Origin of the sequence: Acinetobacter lwoffii (assembly GCF_049367455.1) — a bacterium.
GTDB lineage: Bacteria > Pseudomonadota > Gammaproteobacteria > Pseudomonadales > Moraxellaceae > Acinetobacter > Acinetobacter lwoffii_W.
The window spans coordinates 1,583,530-1,599,210 of the sequence record NZ_JBMPXW010000001.1 but is presented as its reverse complement, the minus strand read 5'-3'; the positions used below and the strand labels follow the sequence as shown (position 1 = coordinate 1,599,210).

The following is a 15,681-nucleotide window of genomic DNA, read 5'->3' as shown; positions in this document are numbered from 1 at the left end:
CTCCAAACCACTTGTGCCAAATATTCCAGATTAACCTGATAGCAAATACTGGTTCCTCGCGACATCAGGCGAAACTGATTAAGCTTAAAGCAGGTTGTTAGACTCTATTAAATTGTAAATGTCTAATTAGACTTTTTTAGTCTAATTAGATCTAATCAGGCCAATTAAGCACCCTCCTTACATCAAATGGTTTATTTCTATAAATCCATTATTTTGTGTTTTAATAGATATATATAGATATAAGACCCAATATTATGGATTTAAAATTCAAAAAGCCTGAAGAGGTTGTCACGTTATTATGTGAAAGGCTTCGCAAAGAACGACTTTATCTGGAAATGACTCAGGCAGACGTCGCTACACGTGCTGGTATTAGTGTGAATACAGTATCTAATCTGGAAGCCGGTCGAAATGTTTCATTTGAAAATTTAGTACGCGTTGCCATGGTATTGGGCCGATTAAAAGAATTAGAGGAACTCTTCAAACCTCATTTAAACAGTGTAAATGACATTCTCCGCTATGAGAGCAATACGGCTCGCCAACGTATCAAAAGGAAATAAGTCCATGCTCAAAAAACTTAATGTTTACTACAATGGATGGGGTGAATATTGGCTTTGGGGTACACTGGTCTCCTCAACCGCAATCACAGGTCGGCCATTAATTGCCTTTGAATACAGTGCAGAAGCGATCAGTAAAGGTTTAGAACTTTCCTCTTACCTACTTCCATTAAAAGGTGACTCATTAAGAACGAACTTTCCTACACATCAAATGGGATTGCCAGGTCCTATATATGATGCCCTACCCGATGGTTGGGGCATGCTTCTTATGGATCGATTATTTAAAAAAAATGGACTCAATCCAGCACGGATTGGGCCATTAGAACGACTCACGTATATTAATACACATGCAATGGGGGCATTATCCTTTGAACCATCAGCACCTGAGTTAGCATTAACTGAAAATATTCCACTGATTAAACTCGCTCAAGAAGTTCAGCAAGTTCTCAAAGGAGAAGGTGCAGAATTTTTACAGCATTTATTAATTATGGGTGGATCTCCACAAGGTGCAAGGCCAAAAGCACTCGTCTATCGTGATCCTGTCACCAACGAATTCTCAACAGTTAGCTCACATCAACATGAAGCTTGGCTGATCAAATTTCCCGCTCAGCAAGAGCATCCTGAAGTTTGTGCAATTGAAGCTGTTTATGCAGAATGTTTGCGTCATTGTCATATTGATACCCCTGACACTCAATATTTTACTCTTCCGAATGGATTAACCGCATTTGCATCAAAGAGATTTGACCGCCACGATGGCATGCGTATCCCTATGCAAAGTTTAGCGGCCTTCACAGGAGCTGATTTTAAATCACCAGGGAGTTTAGACTACAGTAACTTTCTTCGCGCTGCACACTTTTGCACCAATGATGTTCGCGAAAAAGCAATTGCATTCAAGCGAGCTGTTTTCAATGTAGTCTTCAATAATCGAGATGATCATTGCAAAAACTTTTCATTTCTGATGTCCCAAAATGGGCAATGGAAACTCTCCCCTGCCTATGATGTTACTTTCTGTGAGGGGCCAGGTGGATATCATCAAATGGATATCATGGGTGAGGCACTGGATATTCCTCGACAAGCTCTTGTAAAACTTGGTACTCAGGAAGCGGAACTTTCTGCCCAAGAAGTCGATGAAATTATTGGCTCGATTTGTAAGGTTGCAATCCGATTCAGCAATATCGCTCATGATCTATTACCTGGACAAATTCAAACAGAGACTCTCCAGATGATCCAAAATAGGATTGAGCATAATATTCATTTATTGAATTGAATATAAAAAGTTTTCATGAGGATCAAGAATCATTATATTAAATTATATAATGTTGTTGTTTCTCATGAAAATTCGCACCAAAATACAGGTGACTTTTATAGACTAAAATTTCCAATATGAAGTGACCAAAATACCCTAAAATGATCTAAATTGCTAAAAATTTCACCCCACTAAAAACTACACACAATCAATTAAATCATATACTTATAGTTAACATCATTTAATGGCATAAATCTCGGTGACCTTGCCAAGGTTGGGGTCGTAGGGAGTTCGAGTCTCCTTTCCCGCTCCAGATTCTAAAAAAGCCCTGATCGAAAGATCGGGGCTTTTTTTATGCTGATGTTATTTTCTTTAAATGATCCTTTCATTTTTATTTCACTCAATAAAAAATTCTTAAAGTACTTTCTGATTTTATAACCAAGGTGTGACCATGGCACCCCTACGACAATAAAAAAGCCCTAATCAAAAGATCTGGGCTTTTTATATTTCACCCACGCATCAGATGAACTCTAGTTAGCATAAAAAATTGGCCATGATAAAGAGTTCCTCTTCAATACAATTAAAAGGTAATCCGCTGATAATCACGGTATTGCGGTGTCCAAAAATTATGCTCTATTGCTAGCTGTAATTCTTCTACACTGATTTTCGGTGCTACTCCGTCTTCAATCGCAGCAAGTGCCACTTTTAATGCAATCTGCTTCGAAATTGACTGTAAACAATCCAGATTTGGCAATAAATCCGCCTGAGGGTCTTTCAGTTTCGGAGAACAGTCCGCTAAGGCATTACTTGAAGCCATCAGCATATTATCCGTGACACGTTTTGCACCTGAAGCAACTACACCCAGACCGATACCCGGAAAAATATAAGAGTTATTGCATTGGGAAATATGATGAATCTGTCCCTGATAATTCACCGGGGCAAATGGACTACCCGTTGCAATCAATGCTCTGCCTTTGGTCCATTGCAAGATGTCTGCCGGAACAGCTTCTACGCGGGAAGTTGGGTTAGATAAAGGGAAAACAATCGGTTGTACGCTGTTTTCAGCCATGGCTTCAATCACTTCCTGAGTGAATAGACCTGGCTGTCCAGATACGCCAATCAATACCGTCGGTTTGGCACGTTTGACCACATCCAGTAGAGAAATCATACTCTCTGCATCTGCCCAGCTTTCTACATTTTCAAGCGGCTGTGCCAGTTTTCGCTGGAAGTCCAGTAAATTCGGCTGATTCTCAGTGATCAGACCAAAGCGGTCGACCATAAATACACGTGCGCGTGCTTCGGCATCACTTAAGCCCTCAGCAACCATTTGCTTAATAATCTGTTCTGCAATCCCGCAACCGGCTGAACCTGCGCCCAGGAAAGTAACCACCTGATCTTTGAGCAGTTTGCCTGCTGCGCGCGAAGCAGCAATCAGGCTGCCCACAGACACTGCTGCGGTGCCCTGAATATCATCATTAAAACAACAGATTCGATCACGGTATTTTTCCAGTAAAGGCATGGCATTTTTCTGTGCAAAGTCTTCAAACTGAATTAAGGCATCTGGCCAGCGCTGTTGAATCGCCTGAATCACCATCTCAACAAAGGCATAGTATTCATCGCCGCTGATTCGCGGTTCACGCCAGCCCATATAAATCGGGTCATTCAACAACTGCTGATTATTGGTACCGACATCAAGGGTAATTGGCAAGGTATAAGCCGGGCTAATCCCGCCACACGCGGTGTAGAGTGCCAGTTTTCCAATTGGAATCCCCATACCACCAATGCCTTGATCTCCAAGACCCAGAATGCGCTCACCATCTGTGATCACAATCACTTTCACGTTTTTTTTGTTGATATTGTGAATAATCTGATCGATCTGATCACGGTCAGGATAGGAAATAAAGATCCCACGATGACGGCGATAAATATCAGAAAAGCGCTGACATGCCTCACCCACAGTCGGGGTATAGATAATCGGCATCATCTCACTGAGGTGATTTTCAATCAGATGGTAAAACAGGGTCTCATTGGTATCCTGAATATTCCGCAAATAAATATGCTTGTTAATATCACTGCTGAAAGCACAATACTGCTGATAAGAACGCTGACTTTGCTCCTCAATCGTCTCGGTGACATGAGGAATCAAGCCATGCAAGTTAAAACTTCTGCGCTCTTCTTCAGAAAATGCAGAGCCTTTATTGAGTAGTGGGAGTTCTAGCAGAGTATTTCCAGCATAAGGAATATATAAAGGGCGTTTACTGTTCAAATTTTCTCTGGGCATTATTTAACTCATCTAATCAATCTTCGGCAGTTCTGCCAAAATAATCACATCACTTTGTTTATTTTATATAGCTTAGCCTGATTTTAAGCTGTTAGGTCATTTAGCAAATTTATAACACTTGTAGCAAGATTTTATAATCTGATAACACTTATTTTCAGCCTAGGTTTTGGACGGTTTCTAAAATTAATCCCTATTCGTATTTTTAATTTAAATCGGCAGCAAGATCTGTTTGACAAAAAACCTCAGCTCATCAAGGATAAAGCATAAATTTAATAAGACCAACGAGTATAAAAATGAGTGAACTGCAACCGCTTTATCAGCCCGATATTTTGGGGACAGGCTATGAGCAAGCGACCTTAAACTTTCCCGATGATTATGAGGGCAAAGTCGTAGCAACCCTGATCCGTAAAAAAGCAGCCCAACCCACAAAAAAAGCAGTTTTATATATTCACGGCTTTATCGATTATTTTTTTCAGACCGAAATGGCAGAGCGCTTTAATCAGCATGGTTTTGATTTTTATGCGCTGGATTTAAGAAAATACGGACGTTCGATTCTGCCGCATCAAAAATATTATAACGTCTATGACTTGGCTGAATATGATGCAGAAATTACCCAGGCACTCGACATTATAGCAGCCGAAGGTCACGATGCTGCCCTGCTCTGTGGTCATTCTACCGGCGGCCTGACCACGACCTTGTATGCGGCACATCATCCGCAGCACCCTTTAATCAAAGCACTTTGGGTCAACAGTCCATTTTATGACTTCAATATGAATCCGATCAAGCGTGCGCTTGGCATTCCGCAACTGAGCAGACTGGCCAAAATTTTTCCCAACCTTCAATTTCCAAGCGAGCTGAACAAGTGGTATGCCACCAGCCTGCATAAGGATTTAAAAGGCGAATGGGACTTCAGTCTGGACTGGAAAAAGACCCGCTACCCGATGGTTCGAATCAGTTTTATTCGTGCCATTCATGAGGCACAGAAGGAAATTCATCGCGGTGTTCAGCTCGATGTTCCGGTACTCATCATGCATTCGCATCAGACCTTATACCCTAAAAAATGGGGCAAAGCCGCACAGAGCAGCGATGTGATTCTAGGCATTAAAGACATTCAAAAATATGCCAAAAAAATTAAAGGCGATGTCACGGTTCAAAGTATCCAGAACGGTTTACATGATCTGGTACTTTCAGAGCAATCTGTGCGTAAGCAGGTTTATCAGCAACTGTTTCAGTGGCTGCATGACCAAGGCCTTTAAACACTTTAAATAAAGCAGCGAGGAGAAATGAAACTTACCCTCATTTCTCCTGCTTGGCTTCTTTTAAATCCTGACTAGGTCTAAATGTAATCAAGCGCATTAAAAATATGCCAATCCTTCGATGCTTTATAATTGCTATAAACCCTTGTTTTTAAATTTAAGACTTTAGAATTTACAACTTTTATTTTTCTACTGCTTGCCTCCAAATATTGTCTTTTGTAGCAAGCCTGTAAACAAACAACCGCCCGTCTTTTTCCCTCTTTATAGTAGAGCTGAATGCAGAGGCGCCTATATTTTTGATCGGTAATATGCGCTCGACCTGCACCACTAACAATCATATAAAGGAATAGATTATGCGTTATGCAGATCCCAATACTGACGGTTCAAAAATTCAATTTAAAGCACAATACGATAATTTTATTGGCGGCGAATGGGTCGCTCCAGTCAAAGGTGAATACTTTGACAACATTTCTCCGGTAGATGGCAAAGTCTTTACCAAAGTGCCGCGTTCCTCTGTAGAAGACATTGAGTTGGCGCTTGATGCAGCACACAAAGCCAAAGAGCAATGGAACCGGTCATCACCGACCACCCGCTCCAATATTCTGTTGAAAATTGCAGATCGTCTGGAACAAAATCTGGAACTGCTGGCTGTGGCAGAAACTTGGGACAACGGCAAACCGATCCGTGAAACGCTGGCTGCCGATATTCCGCTGGCCATTGACCATTTCCGTTATTTTGCCGGCTGTATCCGTGCACAGGAAGGCGGCATTTCCGAAATCGATGAAGATACCATTGCTTATCATTTTCATGAACCGTTGGGCGTCGTGGGTCAAATTATCCCGTGGAACTTCCCGATTCTGATGGCTGCCTGGAAACTGGCACCTGCCCTGGCTGCAGGTAACTGTATCGTGCTGAAACCTGCGGAACAGACTCCGGTCAGTATTCTGGTGCTGGCTGAACTGATTCAGGACATTTTACCCCCGGGCGTATTGAACATCGTCAATGGCTATGGGGTCGAAGTCGGCCGTCCACTGGCGACCAATCCCCGTATTGCCAAGATTGCCTTTACCGGCTCAACCGCAGTGGGTCAGCTGATCATGCAATATGCGACTGAAAATATTATTCCGGTGACTCTGGAACTCGGCGGTAAATCACCAAATCTTTTCTTTGCCGACATCATGGATCAGGAAGACGATTATCTGGATAAAGCTCTGGAAGGCTTTGCCATGTTTGCCCTGAACCAGGGTGAAATCTGTACCTGCCCTTCCCGGGCCTTGGTACAGGAAAGTATTGCCGATGAATTTCTGGCGCGTGCAGTAGAGCGGGTGCAACGGATTAAGACTGGTCATCCCCTGGATACTGACACCATGATTGGTGCGCAAGCCTCACAGGAACAGCAGGACAAGATTCTGGGCTGTATTGCCACTGGCCGTGAAGAAGGTGCACAGATCCTGACCGGTGGTGAAGCACGTCAGGAAGTCGGTCAAGGTTTCTATATTGAACCGACCATCTTTAAAGGCACCAATGACATGAAGACCTTCCAGGAAGAAATCTTCGGGCCTGTACTGGCTGTGACCACCTTTAAAGACTTTGATGATGCGATCAAGATTGCCAATGATACGATTTATGGTTTAGGTGCCGGTGTCTGGTCACGCTCAGCGCATACCTCCTACCGTGCAGGACGCGCGATTCAAGCGGGTCGGGTCTGGACCAACTGTTATCATATTTATCCTGCACATGCGGCTTTCGGTGGCTATAAAAAATCAGGGATTGGTCGTGAGAATCACAGAATGATGCTGGATCATTATCAACAGACCAAAAACCTGCTGGTGAGTTATTCAACCAAACCGGCTGGTTTCTTCTAAGTATGAATTTTCTCAAAAGCGAACTGCGGTTCGCTTTTTTGTTTTATTCAAGTTTTTTAATATCTGGTAAATTTTTCTGCTCTTGATCGTTGACCAGCAAAATAAAAGTCTGAAAATCACAAAAACAGGAATAAAACTGTATAAAAAACAAATTAATACTTTAACTTAGAAGGACTTCGCCTAAGTTTTTCATTTTTTATGCATTTTAACTGTTCAAAAAACCTGCATAAAGCCCTGGCTTTCATTTAAAGTCGGCTTTTCATGATTCCCAAGACTGTGTATAACATTGAACCACTATAGGGAAACTAATAAGCATAGGCAAAATTGCTTAAAAAGCGTTAGACTATGTACCCAATAATGTCATGATTCGGTCTGATCAAGATCAAAAAAGAAGGTGAAGGTTGATGCCGCTCAATACTGTTGAAGAGCTTGTAGCAGATATCCGTGCAGGAAAAATGGTCATCCTGATGGATGATGAAGATCGTGAAAATGAAGGCGACTTAGTGATTGCTGCCACGCACGTACGTCCTGAAGACATCAACTTCATGATCACCCATGCACGTGGTCTGGTCTGCCTGACTTTAAGTAAAGAGCGTTGCCAGCAGTTGAATCTGCCTTTGATGGTTGATGCCAACGGCGCCCAGCATGGGACCAATTTCACCTTGTCGATTGAAGCGGCTGAAGGTATTTCTACCGGTATTTCTCCGGCTGAACGTGCTCATACAATTCAAACTGCTGTGGCTGCTCATGCCAAACCGGCCGATATTGTACAGCCAGGACATATCTTCCCGCTGATGGCGCAGCCAGGCGGTGTATTGCACCGTGCCGGACATACTGAGGCAGGTTGCGATCTTTCTCGTTTAGCAGGACTGGAACCAGCATCAGTCATTTGTGAAATCATCAATGAAGATGGCACGATGGCGCGCCGTCCCGATCTTGAAGTGTTTGCTGAAAAGCATGGCCTGAAAATCGGTACGATTGCCGATCTGATTCATTACCGCATGACCAACGAGCAAACGGTAGAGCGTATCGATCAACAAAGTATTGAGACTGAATACGGCAGCTTTGACCTGTACCGCTATCGTGAACTGGGTAACCCGGATATCCATCTGGCCCTGGTCAAAGGTGAGCCTAAAGAGGGTGTGACCACAGTACGTGTACATGGTTTTAACCCGACCCGCGACTTGCTCAAACTGAAGAAACAGGATGGCGAGCCGGCCTGGAACCTGGATCGTGCCCTGAAAGAAATTTCCAATAGTGATCGTGGTGTCTTGGTCTGGATTGGCCAGCGCCATTTACAGGATTTGGGTCCAGCATTAGATACCCTTAAAGCGCCAAAAAATGTAAAATCAAATTCTGCACTGTCTCAGCAGTATCAGACCATTGGTGTGGGTGCACAAATTTTGCGTGATCTAGGCGTTGAAAAAATGAAGCTGCTGAGCTCTCCATTGCGTTTCAATGCCCTGTCAGGCTTTAACTTAGAAGTGGTAGAATACATCACCGCACAACAAACATCTTAAGAAATCATCGAGGTTGTTATGGCAGTTCGCCGTATTGAAGGTATGTTACATCTCGCGAACGAAGACCGTTATGCGATTTTAGTTGGTCGTTTTAACAGCTTTGTGGTTGAACATCTGTTAGAAGGTGCCATTGATACATTGAAACGTCATGGTGTATCAGAGGATAATATTACTGTTGTTCATGCACCTGGTGCCTGGGAACTTCCTGTAGTTGCGAAAAAACTGGCAGCTTCAGATCGTTTCGATGCCATCATCGCGCTTGGCGCCGTGATTCGTGGTAGCACGCCTCACTTCGATTTCGTTGCAGGCGAATGTGCCAAAGGTTTAGGCGTGGTTGGCCTGGACACTGGCTTACCTGTCATTAACGGTGTACTCACTACGGACAGTATTGAACAAGCGATTGAACGCTCTGGAACAAAAGCAGGCAATAAAGGTAGCGAAGCTGCCCTGACTGCGATTGAAATGGTTAACTTGTTAAAGGCTATTTAACGCTATGTCGCAAACACTTCAAGCAACTTATGCAGCAAAACGTAAAGCACGTCGCTTTGCTGTACAAGGAATTTATGAATGGCAAATGAGCCACAATCCGGTGCATGAGATTGAAGCACGTACGCGTGTGGAAAATGCCATGCACAAAGTGGATCTGAGCTATTATCATGAATTGTTGACTCAAGTGGTTGCCAATCATGAAGCATTGGATGCGCTCTTAATCCCGGTACTCGATCGCGAACTTTCAGCACTTGACGGTGTTGAACTTGCGACCCTTCGCCTTGGTGCATATGAACTCAAAGAACATCTTGAGATTCCATATCGCGTCGTTCTAGATGAAGCGATCGAGTTGGCTAAACATTTTGGCGGTGCCGATAGCCATAAATACATCAATGGTGTATTGGATCGTTTAGCGACAACTTTGCGTGCAGCAGAAAAACAGCAATCTAACTAATAGCGTAGATTTGTTGTATGGCTGAATTTTCGATTATCGACACCTATTTCAATCGCAAGAATGCCAATTCTGTCGATCTGGGCGTCGGTGACGATTCAGCCTTGCTCACCCCCCCTCCTCAGCAACAACTGGTCATCTGTGCCGACACCCTGGTTGCTGGACGCCATTTTCCAATAGACACCGATCCGCATGCGATTGGCTGGAAATCTGTGGCTGTCAATTTATCTGATATTGCCGCGATGGGCGCAACCCCGCACAGTATTTTACTCGCATTGAGCCTACCCCAAATTGATCATGACTGGCTAAAAGCTTTTAGTCAGGGTTTGTACGATTGCTGTGATCAATTTGGCGTGAACTTAATCGGTGGTGATACCACTCAAAGTCCTCATTTAACCCTGTCTGTTACTGCATTAGGCTGGGTGGACATTGGTCAAGCCATTACACGCTCAGGTGCAAAACCGGGTGATTTGATCTGTGTCAGTGGAACTGTCGGTGATGCAGCTTTTGCACTACAGCATCTTGGTCATCCACTACAAAAACGTCTGGACTATCCAACGCCACGTTGTCAGCTCGGTGCCGCCCTAAAAGGTCTGGCGCATAGCATGATTGATATCTCGGATGGTTTGGCACAAGATCTTGGACATATTCTCAAAGCTTCTCAAGTCGGTGCAAAGCTGCAACTCGAAAACTTACCGATCAGTCCTACCCTGCATGCCTTAAACAATGAGCAAAAATGGCAATATGCCCTCGCTGGTGGCGACGATTACGAATTATGCTTTACAATAAGCCCGCAAAATTACCAAAAATTATTGCAAAAACAACTTGATGTTTCGATTAGTATAATCGGCACAATTCAGCAGCAACACGGCTTAACTTTTGAAAAAGATGGCGTAGATCATTCACTTCAATTTAATGGGTATCAACATTTTGCATAAACCTGCGATTAATTTTAAAGCCATGTCATGGATCGACCGACTGATTGTCTTTAGTGGGGTTGGTTTTGGTTCCGGTCTGGCACCTAAAGCACCCGGTACCTTTGGGTCGGCCTTTGCACTTTTATTTATTCCCATTTGGCTGCATCTTGGTTTTCTAAACAGTGTTTTTGCCATTGCCATCATGTCCCTGGTTGGCATATATATCTGCGGGCATACTGCTAGAGTCATGGGGGTTCATGATGATGGACGCATTGTCTGGGATGAATTTGCCGGACAATCCATCACATTTTTGCCCCTGATCTACTTAGGCCAGATGAACTGGTTATGGTTGCTCGTCGGTTTTGCCCTGTTCAGGTTATTTGATATCTGGAAACCTTGGCCGATCAGGGTGATTGATCGTCAAGTGGCTGGTGGCTTCGGCATCATGCTGGATGACATTATTGCCGGCCTTTGGGCGGCTCTTTGTATTTTGCTTTATTTTTACTTCATCGTGGCATAAGCCATATTTAGGATTAGAACATGTCAACGACTGTTATTATTCTTGCTGCAGGTAAAGGCACGCGTATGCGTTCAAGCTTACCGAAAGTATTACAACCCCTTGCAGGACGTCCTTTACTGGGTCATGTCATTGAAACGGCAAAAAAATTAAACGCAGATAATATTATTACCATTTATGGTCATGGTGGTGACCGGGTTCAAACAGCATTTGCACAACAGGATATTAAATGGGTCGAACAGGCTGAACAGCTGGGTACCGGCCATGCGGTGCAGATGACCTTGCCTGTCCTGCCTCACGACGGCGTATCGCTGATTCTTTCCGGCGATGTACCCTGCATTAATCCTGTGACCTTGCAAAAATTACTCGATGCGACAGCAACAACTAGTATCGGCCTAGTGACATTAACTCTGCCTGATGCCAATGGCTATGGACGTATCGTGCGTGAAAATGATCAGATTCAAGCGATTGTTGAACATAAAGATGCCTCTGAAGAGCAGCGTCAGATCAAGGAAATCAATACCGGTATTTATGCCGTCAGCAATGCTAAATTACATGAATGGCTGCCAAATTTAAGCAATGACAATGCGCAGGGTGAATATTACCTGACCGATATTGTCGCGATGGCTTTGGCAGATGGTATGCAAGTTGCATCGGTAGAACCTGAGCAGGCTTTTGAAGTTGAAGGGGTAAATGACCGTGTGCAGTTGGCTGCTTTAGAGCGTCAGTTCCAGGCTTATCAAGCAAAACAGCTGATGCAGCAAGGCGTACATTTGATTGATCCAAGCCGCTTTGACCTGCGTGGCAATTTAACTGTCGGTCAGGATGTCCGCATTGATATCAACGTGATTATCGAAGGTGATTGCGAGCTGGGCGACAACGTTGAAATTGGCGCCGGCTGTATTATCAAGAATACCAAGATTGCAGCTGGCACCAAGGTTCAGCCATATAGCATTTTTGATAGCGCCGTCGTTGGGGAAGATACCCAAATTGGACCTTTTGCACGACTGCGTCCAGGTGCACAACTGGCCAATGAAGTACATATCGGCAACTTTGTTGAAGTCAAAAATACTACGATTGGTCTAGGCTCTAAAGCCAACCATTTTACCTATCTGGGTGATGCAGAAGTTGGCAGTGGTGCAAACATCGGTGCAGGAACCATTACCTGTAATTATGATGGTGCGAATAAATTTAAAACGATTATTGGTGATCAGGCCTTTATTGGCTCGAACAGTTCATTAGTGGCACCTGTGAAAATTGGCAATGGCGCCACTGTAGGTGCAGGCTCAACGATTACCCGTAATGTGGAAGACAACTGTTTGGCAGTAGAGCGCTCTAAGCAATTTGCCAAAGAAAACTATCCACGTCCGCAAAAAATCAAGAAATAAGGGGAACAAATATGTGTGGTATCGTTGGTGGCATTGCAGAACGTAGCATTACCAATATTTTGATTGAAGGCTTAAAACGCCTGGAATACCGTGGTTATGATTCAGCAGGTTTGGCACTCATTAACAACAGCCAAGTCCTACGTGAACGCCGTGTCGGTAAGGTTGCAAACCTTGAACAGGCTGTGAATGAATCCCAGATTAGCGGTTCACTCGGCATTGCGCATACACGCTGGGCCACCCATGGCAAACCGACTGAAGAAAATGCCCATCCGCATATTTCTGAAAATGTAGCAGTGGTCCATAACGGGATTATCGAAAACTACCAAGAACTGAAAGATGATCTTGAAGCTTTAGGCTATGTGTTTACCTCACAGACTGATACTGAAGTGGTTGCCCATCTGATCAATGATGCGCTGAAATCTACCCCGAGCCTGTTAGAAGCTGTACGCCAGGTGGTTCCACAACTGAAAGGTGCCTATGCACTGGGTATCGTACATACTGACCACCCGGATGAGCTGATTACCGTACGTGAAGGTTCTCCGCTCGTCATTGGTGTCGGTATTGGTGAAAACTTTATCAGTTCTGACCAGCTGGCTCTGCTACCGATTACCAATCGTTTTATTTATCTTGAAGAAGGCGATATTGCCCGTTTGACCCGTACCACCATTGAAGTCTTTGTCGATGGTCAACTGGTCGATCGTCCGGTCAAAGAACTGGATGCTGCAGTCAGCAATGCTTCTAAAGGTGAATACAAGCATTACATGCTCAAAGAAATTTATGAGCAGCCTGAAGCGATCAAACAGACCATTTCCCAAGCTTTAAATGGCAATGACCTGCGCGAAGACTTCCTTGCAAGTGCGGAACAAGACTTTTCAAAAATCCAGCAAATCCAGATTATTGCCTGTGGTACCAGCTATCATGCCGGCATGATTGCCAAATACTGGTTTGAACAACTGATTGACCTCCCTTGCCAAGTCGAGATTGCTAGCGAATTCCGTTATCGTACTCCGGTGATTGTGAATAACACGCTATATGTGTGTATTTCCCAGTCCGGTGAAACTGCCGATACCTTAGCTGCCTTACGGGATACGCAAAAACGTGCGGCAGCCAAAGGACTGGACATCACTACGATGACCATCTGTAACGTGGCGACTTCTTCGATGGTGCGTGAAACTCAGCATAGTCTGTTGACACTGGCAGGCCCTGAAATTGGTGTGGCTTCAACCAAAGCCTTCACCACTCAGCTTGCTGCATTGATGCTATTGGTACTCAAAATCGGTTCTGTGAAAAATACTATTTCTACAGAACAAATGACGGAGATCACCACAGGACTTTGGCATATGCCTAAAGTCATGCTAGATACTTTACGTCATGATGATGAAATTTTACGTCTTTCTGAACTGTTTGTTGAAAAGCAACACTGCCTATTCCTGGGCCGTGGTACGCATTTCCCGATCGCTCTGGAAGGTGCACTCAAGCTGAAAGAAATCTCCTATATTCATGCGGAAGGTTATGCTGCAGGCGAACTAAAACACGGGCCATTGGCACTGGTTGACAATGACATGCCGGTAGTGATTCTGGCACCACATGATGACATGCTGGATAAGCTCAAATCCAATATGGAAGAAGTTCAGGCGCGTGGTGGCGAGCTATTTGTGTTTGCTGATGAAAACAGCGGCATTAAAGCCAAAGAACGCCAGCATGTGGTACATATTCCGGCAGTCAATGCAGTGCTGGCAGCGATTGTGTATAGCATCCCGGTGCAGTTATTGTCTTATCATGTGGCTGTATTACGTGGTACGGATGTAGATCAGCCACGTAACCTGGCAAAATCGGTTACGGTAGAATAATTAAAATTGAATCAGGGCTGGTGTTGTTTTTGAGTAATAAAGTTAAATACTAGGTAATAAATAATCATACTTAGTAATAAAGTTTCATACGAATTTTCAAAATAAAGAAAATATATTCATTATTTTCAGTATTTTGTAATTTTGGTATGAAACTTTTTTTTATTTTGATAGGATTAAATTTAGACTAGCCCTGCCTATAGTATGATACTTTAATAAATACAATATAATTTTGGAACCAATAAAAACAAATACTTATGCACAACAAAGGATGAAACTTTATTACTCTCATATAATTAAACCACTGATTTTCTATTCAAATATTTCAAAACAAAATATGCAAATTTGAATCTTAAACCACCACCTTAATCTGCTATAATTTGTACATCATACTGATGTACAAATTGGTGGAAAAATATGACTAACTTAGCAACAGAACGAATAAATGTTCGTTCAACTGTAGATGCAAAGAATGTAATTGAGCAAGCTGCGAATTTATTGGGTCTTAGTGTGAGTTCCTTTATGATCCAGTCCTCATTTGAACGAGCAAAAGAATTACTTAAATCTAATCACGAGTTAAAAGTAAATAATGCTGATCGTGATATGTTAATGAATTTGCTTGAAAATCCACGCCCTGCAAATGATGAGATGAAAAAATTAATGAGTTTATTGGATGAAAATTGAGGTTTTACAAGCCCATCATCAGAAAAAATCATTTAATTGTGGGCAAGATGATTTAAACAAGTTCATCAAACAATACGCATCTCAGCATCAGAAATCAGGAACAAGTAAAACCTATGTTGCTATTGATGATGATACACAGCAGGTGCGAGGATTTTATTGCCTATCAAGTACCTCTATTGGATTTGATGGGGTTGATGCGGTTCTCACTCAACGATTACCTCGTTATCCACTCCCTTGTGTAGTTATAGGTCGCTTTGCCGTTGATCAAACTGCCCAAGGGCGAGGAATAGGAAAAGTGCTTTTAGCACATGCGCTTAAACAAGTTTCAAAAGTTGCTCAAATTATTGGTGTAAATTTTATTGTAATACATGCCAAGGATCAAAAAGCGATGGAATTTTATCAGCGTTTTGGCTTTATTTCATTAACATCAAATCCATTAACATTAATATATCCAGTGAGTGAAATACCTAATTTTAATTAAATGGCCTACTAGCAACAGGAGTGACTAGTAGTAGATTACGAACAAGAATAGGTGACGGACTTATTCAGCAATTTGCAATTTATGAAGACTAATGAGGAAAAGTCAGTTTTTCTCAAGCTGATTGATAAAAAACCCTAGGAAAATTAATATTTTGGCTACCAAACAATTCAATAGTAGCTCATTTT

The 15,681-nt window shown here is 43.0% G+C and carries 14 protein-coding genes; 13 read left to right on the top strand and 1 reads right to left on the bottom strand.

Going from position 1 to position 15,681, the window contains the following annotated elements:
- Positions 1–254 precede the first annotated feature (254 nt).
- Together ACO1B7_RS07590 and ACO1B7_RS07585 are read left to right on the top strand one after the other, a co-directional pair.
- Complete coding sequence (locus ACO1B7_RS07590; RefSeq protein WP_000364388.1) at positions 255–557, top strand: helix-turn-helix transcriptional regulator; 303 nt, start codon at positions 255–257, stop codon at positions 555–557.
- Positions 558–561: 4 nt separating this feature from the next.
- On the top strand, positions 562–1,821 hold the full coding sequence (locus tag ACO1B7_RS07585) for a type II toxin-antitoxin system HipA family toxin (protein WP_004728771.1): 1,260 nt from the start codon (positions 562–564) through the stop codon (positions 1,819–1,821).
- Positions 1,822–2,380: 559 nt separating this feature from the next.
- Here the strand turns inward: ACO1B7_RS07585 and ACO1B7_RS07580 are convergent.
- The gene (locus ACO1B7_RS07580; protein WP_423089995.1) at positions 2,381–4,081 is read right to left on the bottom strand and encodes an NAD-dependent malic enzyme; all 1,701 of its coding nucleotides are present in this window, start codon (positions 4,079–4,081) and stop codon (positions 2,381–2,383) included.
- A gap of 293 nt (positions 4,082–4,374) precedes the next feature.
- Here ACO1B7_RS07580 and ACO1B7_RS07575 point away from each other — a divergent pair, with 293 nt between their 5' ends.
- The 11 genes from ACO1B7_RS07575 to ACO1B7_RS07525 all read left to right on the top strand — a co-directional run bounded on the left by ACO1B7_RS07575 (position 4,375) and on the right by ACO1B7_RS07525 (position 15,496).
- Positions 4,375–5,337 (top strand): alpha/beta hydrolase, encoded by a 963-nt coding sequence (locus tag ACO1B7_RS07575; protein ID WP_423089994.1) that lies wholly within the window; start codon positions 4,375–4,377, stop codon positions 5,335–5,337.
- A gap of 353 nt (positions 5,338–5,690) precedes the next feature.
- Positions 5,691–7,202, top strand: a complete 1,512-nt coding sequence (exaC, locus tag ACO1B7_RS07570; protein ID WP_004280928.1) for an acetaldehyde dehydrogenase ExaC — start codon at positions 5,691–5,693, stop codon at positions 7,200–7,202.
- A gap of 404 nt (positions 7,203–7,606) precedes the next feature.
- On the top strand, positions 7,607–8,722 hold the full coding sequence (gene ribBA / locus ACO1B7_RS07565) for a bifunctional 3,4-dihydroxy-2-butanone-4-phosphate synthase/GTP cyclohydrolase II (protein WP_004280927.1): 1,116 nt from the start codon (positions 7,607–7,609) through the stop codon (positions 8,720–8,722).
- An 18-nt stretch (positions 8,723–8,740) separates the two neighbouring features.
- Positions 8,741–9,211 carry a 6,7-dimethyl-8-ribityllumazine synthase gene (ribH, locus tag ACO1B7_RS07560; RefSeq protein ID WP_004280926.1) on the top strand — a complete coding sequence of 157 codons (471 nt, stop codon included), beginning with the start codon at positions 8,741–8,743 and terminating at the stop codon, positions 9,209–9,211.
- Positions 9,212–9,215: 4 nt separating this feature from the next.
- The gene (gene nusB, locus ACO1B7_RS07555) at positions 9,216–9,665 is read left to right on the top strand and encodes a transcription antitermination factor NusB (protein WP_004280924.1); all 450 of its coding nucleotides are present in this window, start codon (positions 9,216–9,218) and stop codon (positions 9,663–9,665) included.
- 17 nt (positions 9,666–9,682) lie between these two features.
- Positions 9,683–10,600: a thiamine-phosphate kinase gene (gene thiL / locus ACO1B7_RS07550; RefSeq protein ID WP_423089993.1), complete on the top strand. Its 918-nt coding sequence runs from the start codon at positions 9,683–9,685 to the stop codon at positions 10,598–10,600.
- On the top strand, positions 10,578–11,099 hold the full coding sequence (locus ACO1B7_RS07545; protein WP_005105065.1) for a phosphatidylglycerophosphatase A family protein: 522 nt from the start codon (positions 10,578–10,580) through the stop codon (positions 11,097–11,099). Before thiL ends, ACO1B7_RS07545 begins: the two co-directional genes overlap by 23 nt.
- 20 nt (positions 11,100–11,119) lie before the next feature.
- Positions 11,120–12,484 (top strand): bifunctional UDP-N-acetylglucosamine diphosphorylase/glucosamine-1-phosphate N-acetyltransferase GlmU, encoded by a 1,365-nt coding sequence (gene glmU / locus ACO1B7_RS07540; RefSeq protein ID WP_423089992.1) that lies wholly within the window; start codon positions 11,120–11,122, stop codon positions 12,482–12,484.
- Between the two features lie 11 nt (positions 12,485–12,495).
- Positions 12,496–14,334: a glutamine--fructose-6-phosphate transaminase (isomerizing) gene (gene glmS, locus ACO1B7_RS07535; protein ID WP_423089991.1), complete on the top strand. Its 1,839-nt coding sequence runs from the start codon at positions 12,496–12,498 to the stop codon at positions 14,332–14,334.
- A gap of 414 nt (positions 14,335–14,748) precedes the next feature.
- Positions 14,749–15,015 (top strand): type II toxin-antitoxin system TacA family antitoxin, encoded by a 267-nt coding sequence (locus tag ACO1B7_RS07530; RefSeq protein ID WP_010325590.1) that lies wholly within the window; start codon positions 14,749–14,751, stop codon positions 15,013–15,015.
- Complete coding sequence (locus ACO1B7_RS07525) at positions 15,005–15,496, top strand: GNAT family N-acetyltransferase (RefSeq protein ID WP_071850529.1); 492 nt, start codon at positions 15,005–15,007, stop codon at positions 15,494–15,496. The genes ACO1B7_RS07530 and ACO1B7_RS07525 overlap by 11 nt, the downstream gene beginning before the upstream one ends.
- Positions 15,497–15,681 lie beyond the last annotated feature (185 nt).